The sequence below is a fragment of the Rhizomicrobium sp. genome (assembly GCF_056722145.1).
Window position 1 is genome coordinate 1 of record NZ_JBWZET010000164.1, and the last position, 4,084, is coordinate 4,084.

Annotated in this window: 5 protein-coding genes; 3 read left to right on the forward strand and 2 right to left on the reverse strand. The window is 64.9% G+C overall.

From position 1 onward, the window contains the following. Positions 1-64 precede the first annotated feature (64 nt). Positions 65-310 carry a DUF2312 domain-containing protein gene (locus AC1P6P_RS08900; RefSeq protein ID WP_481402085.1) on the forward strand — a complete coding sequence of 82 codons (246 nt, stop codon included), beginning with the start codon at positions 65-67 and terminating at the stop codon, positions 308-310. Between the two features lie 36 nt (positions 311-346). Here AC1P6P_RS08900 and AC1P6P_RS08905 read toward each other — a convergent pair whose 3' ends face one another. After that, positions 347-505: a hypothetical protein gene (locus tag AC1P6P_RS08905; RefSeq protein ID WP_481402086.1), complete on the reverse strand. Its 159-nt coding sequence runs from the start codon at positions 503-505 to the stop codon at positions 347-349. A gap of 149 nt (positions 506-654) precedes the next feature. Here AC1P6P_RS08905 and AC1P6P_RS08910 point away from each other — a divergent pair, with 149 nt between their 5' ends. Continuing rightward, the gene (locus AC1P6P_RS08910) at positions 655-1,761 is read left to right on the forward strand and encodes a toll/interleukin-1 receptor domain-containing protein (RefSeq protein ID WP_481402087.1); all 1,107 of its coding nucleotides are present in this window, start codon (positions 655-657) and stop codon (positions 1,759-1,761) included. A 3-nt stretch (positions 1,762-1,764) separates the two neighbouring features. On the opposite strand, the gene AC1P6P_RS08915 is transcribed toward AC1P6P_RS08910, so the two are convergent. Continuing rightward, positions 1,765-3,252 carry a sigma 54-interacting transcriptional regulator gene (locus AC1P6P_RS08915; protein ID WP_481402088.1) on the reverse strand — a complete coding sequence of 496 codons (1,488 nt, stop codon included), beginning with the start codon at positions 3,250-3,252 and terminating at the stop codon, positions 1,765-1,767. 177 nt (positions 3,253-3,429) lie between these two features. Here AC1P6P_RS08915 and AC1P6P_RS08920 point away from each other — a divergent pair. Beyond that, on the forward strand, positions 3,430-4,084 hold a 655-nt coding region (locus AC1P6P_RS08920; protein ID WP_481402089.1), incomplete at its 3' end, for an AarF/UbiB family protein.

Here is a 4,084-nt window from a genome sequence, read left to right on the forward strand (position 1 = left end):
GCGTTGCAGTGGGCGGAAGCGACGGCTAGGTTCCCAGCATCCATCCGTTAACAAGGCGTGTGATATGGCCAAGTCGGGCTTCGCGAAAGATCGTCTGCGTTCCTTCATCGAGCGCGTGGAACGCCTCGAAGAGGAGAAGAAGGCGCTCGCGGACGACATCAAGGAAGTCTACGCCGAAGCCAAGGGCGAAGGGTTCGACGTCAAAATCATGCGCCAGATCGTGCGCCTGAGAAAAATGGACAAGGCCGACTACCAGGAAGCCGAGGCGATGCTGGAACTCTACAAGCGCGCCTTGGACATGCTGGACTAAGCGCAGCCGACCCGGCGCGAGCACGGCGCCGATACTTCAATCCTGCGGCAGCTCGAATTTTGCGGCGGCGATCGCCGCTTCCATCGCGTTCTTCGCCGCCCACGCGTTGTGATGCGGAGTGCCGATCGCGAGAGTGCCGCGCGCCGTTGATTGCGGCGGCCAGGGGACCCTCGTCGCGCGATTGGTGCCGGCCATCCTTGCCTTGCAGGCGGTCTCACCGAAAGCCTCTGGTTCGACCCTGCGGCGCCGTGGCGGGGCAGCAGGTGTGCAACTGAAAATCATGCGCACAATCCAGCGTTGCACTGCCATCCGGTCGGGTTAGCTTGTGCGTCGGAGGGGCTCGTATGGCACACGACGTCTTCATCAGTTGCGCGCACCCGGATAAGCCGGTCGGCGACGCCATTTGTGCAACCCTGGAGGCCAACGCCTTCCGCTGCTGGATCGCGCCGCGGGATATCATGCCGGGGGCCGATTGGGGGGCGTCGATCATCAATGCCATCGGCGCCGCCAAGGTGATGGTGCTGGTGTTCTCCTCCCAGGCCAACGTTTCGGTACACATCAAGCGGGAGGTCGAGCGCGCCGTGAACGCCGGTCTGCCGATCATCCCAGTGCGGATCGAAGACGAGGTGCCGAAAGGCGCGCTGGAATATTTCCTCTCGACGCCCCATTGGCTCGATGCGTTCACAGGCGAAATGGCCGAGCACCTGGAACAACTGGTGAAGATCACGCGCATCCTGCTCGGGCGCGATGCCGACAGTCCGCCAGTGGCTGTGCCGCATAAGCCGGAGCCGTTGAAAGCGCCGGTGCCGATACCGCCCGCACCCGAACCGCCGCCGCCACGGCCGCCGGTCGCAGATGAGGTCGTGGTCCCGCTCCGCGCGCCCGAACCCGCCAATCCAGGCGCCGCACCCGCGCAAATCACGGCGGATGCCCGTATCCAGGAAGCGGTCGATCAGTTGTTGCTGAAAGGGCCGGTCGAGATCGTTGTCAAGGCCGCCGCCGCGGCGCTCAATGGCGGCATGGCCCCAATCGTCGCCGCCAAACGATTGGCGATGGGGGTCGCCGCGCGCGCCTATGGCGATCTGTTCTTGCTTCCGGCGCGCATCCCTCAGGGCTCAAGCTTCTGGTACACCCCGGGCGGGATCGAGCTGCTGCGCCTCATCGGCGGCAAGGAATTGTACCTGCTTTGCCACAAGTACAATGCCAAGCTCGGCGGTTTGATGACCGAACAGAATTATCTCATCGTGTTTGAAAGCGGCATCTGTTGGAAGGCCGGAAAGACCGCCGCCAACGTCGCCTCGTTCCGCTCGGATGTCTGCCGCTGCGCCATCGCCGAGGCCCGTTACCTGCTGCTCGGCAATACCTTCGTGGAGTTTTCGCCCGATCAGGCATTGCTGCTGGGCAAGCTGCTGCCGGTACTGCACTGGATCGCACAGCGGCAGGGCGCTTGAGGTCTATCCCACCTTGCGCTCGTCGTCGCTTTGCTCGTCGGGGTCGAGGCCGAATTCCTTGAGCTTGCGGTACAGGGTGGAACGGCCGATGCCGAGGCGGCGGGCGACTTCGGACATGTGGCCGTCGTAGCGGGCGATCGCGGTGCGGATGATTTCGGACTCCATGTCCTCCATCTTGCGCATATGACCGGCGCCGTCGACGACGCTCATGGCGTAAGGCGTCGAGGGCAGGGCGGGCGCGAAAGTGGCCGCCTGCAACGCCTGCGCATCGGCAACCGAAGCGGCGCGGCGCGGACGCGCCTCCACCCCCATGGCGCTGGCGATCTGCGGGAAATCGCAGACATCGAGCAGCGAGCCGTCGCATAGCACCACGGCACGGAAGATGGTGTTTTCCAGCTGGCGCACGTTGCCGGGCCAGGAATAGTGTTCCAGCAAATCGGCGGCTTCGGGCGTCAGGCCGGCGACCGGCTTGTGCTCTTCGATCGCAAAGCGGGTGATGAAGTGGCGGGCGAGCGCCGGGATGTCGTCGCGGCGGTCGCGCAAGGCCGGCACGAACATCGGAAAGACGTTGAGGCGGTAGAACAGGTCTTCGCGGAAACGCCCCTCTTTGGTCAGTTCGGCGAGATCGCGGTTGGTCGCCGAGATGATGCGGACATCGACCTTGACCGGACGCTTGGCGCCGACCGGATCGACTTCGCCTTCCTGCAGGGCGCGCAAGAGCTTCACCTGCATGTCGAGCCTGAGCTCGCCGATTTCGTCGAGGAACAACGTGCCGCCATCGGCTTCTTGGAACTTGCCGAGGTGTTTGTTGGTGGCGCCGGTGAACGAGCCTTTCTCGTGCCCGAACAGAATGGATTCGACGAGATTCTCCGGAATTGCGCCGCAATTGACAGTGACGAACGGCTTTCCCGCGCGGTCGGACGAACCCTGAATCGCGCGCGCGACGAGTTCCTTGCCGACGCCCGATTCGCCTTCGATGAGGATCGGAATGCTCGATTGGGCGGCGCGCTCGCCGAGCCGGACCACCTGGCGCATGGCCGCGCTTCGGCCGATCAGATCATCGAACACCAGACGGTTCTCGGCTTTCTTCTTGAGCCTGGTCACCTCGCCCGAAAGGACGCCGATTTTGAGCGCGTTGCGGATCGATACCGTGATGCGTTCGGGGCTCGCGGGCTTGACGAGAAAATCGCTGGCGCCGGCGCGCATCGCCTCGACGGCAGCGTCGATCCCGCCTTTCGCGGTCAGCACGATCACCGGCAGATCGGGACGGCTCGAACTCAACTTCGTCAGCACGGTGAGCCCGTCCATATCGGGCATTACGAGATCCAACAGAACAAGCGAAATCCGGTCCCCGCGCGGCCCGGCAAGAAGGTCGAGCGCCGGCTGGCCGCCGGGTGCGGCGATGACGTTGAGGCCGCTGCGTGTGATCGCGGCTTCGAGCAACCGGCGTTGAACCGGATCGTCGTCGACGACAAGTATGGTTTGCGGCATCGCCCCGTCCTTTCGCCGATGGTTGCCGGCGAACGGTAAAGGGCGGATTAAGGTCCCCTTTTGCGACAGCGCGTGCAGGGACGGCGGCGCGCTTTCCTTCGTGAATCGCGCGTCCATGTTGGTGTTATGGTGAATCAAGTATGAAGGCGCGTGCGACGTGAACGACGAAGCGGACCGATGAGCGACGATAGCAACGAGGATGGCCTGGGCCGCCGGCTTACGCGGTTCGCCCGGGTGTCGGCCGGGCTGACCGGCGTCGCCGCACGCGGCGCCGCGCGCTCGCTGTCGGGCGCGGGTTTGCTGAGTGCGCGCAACGCGGCCGATTTGACCCGCGTGCTGGGCGGCTTGCGCGGACCGGTGATGAAGGTCGCGCAATTCGTCGCCACCGTGCCGGGTGTGCTGCCGCCGGAGGTCGCCGCTCCGCTATTGACGCTCCAGACCAATGCGCCGCCGATGGGGGCCGGGTTCGTGCGCCGGCGGATGGCCGCCGAACTGGGCCGCGACTGGCGGACGAAGTTCCGGCAATTCGACGAGCAGGCGGCCGCTGCCGCATCGCTCGGCCAAGTCCATCGCGCGATCGGCAAGGACGGAACGCGGCTCGCCTGCAAGCTGCAATATCCCAACATGGCGGCGGCCGTCGAATCCGACATGCGCCAATTCAAAGCCGCGCTTCGGCTGCAGCGCAGTTTCGACGGCACGATCGATACCAGCGATATGGCGGATGAAGTTGCCGCCCGCCTCGCCGAGGAACTCGATTATGCCCGCGAGGCGGCGCATATGCGGCTCTACGCGATCATGCTCGAAGGGCGCGACGACATCGCCATCCCCGCGC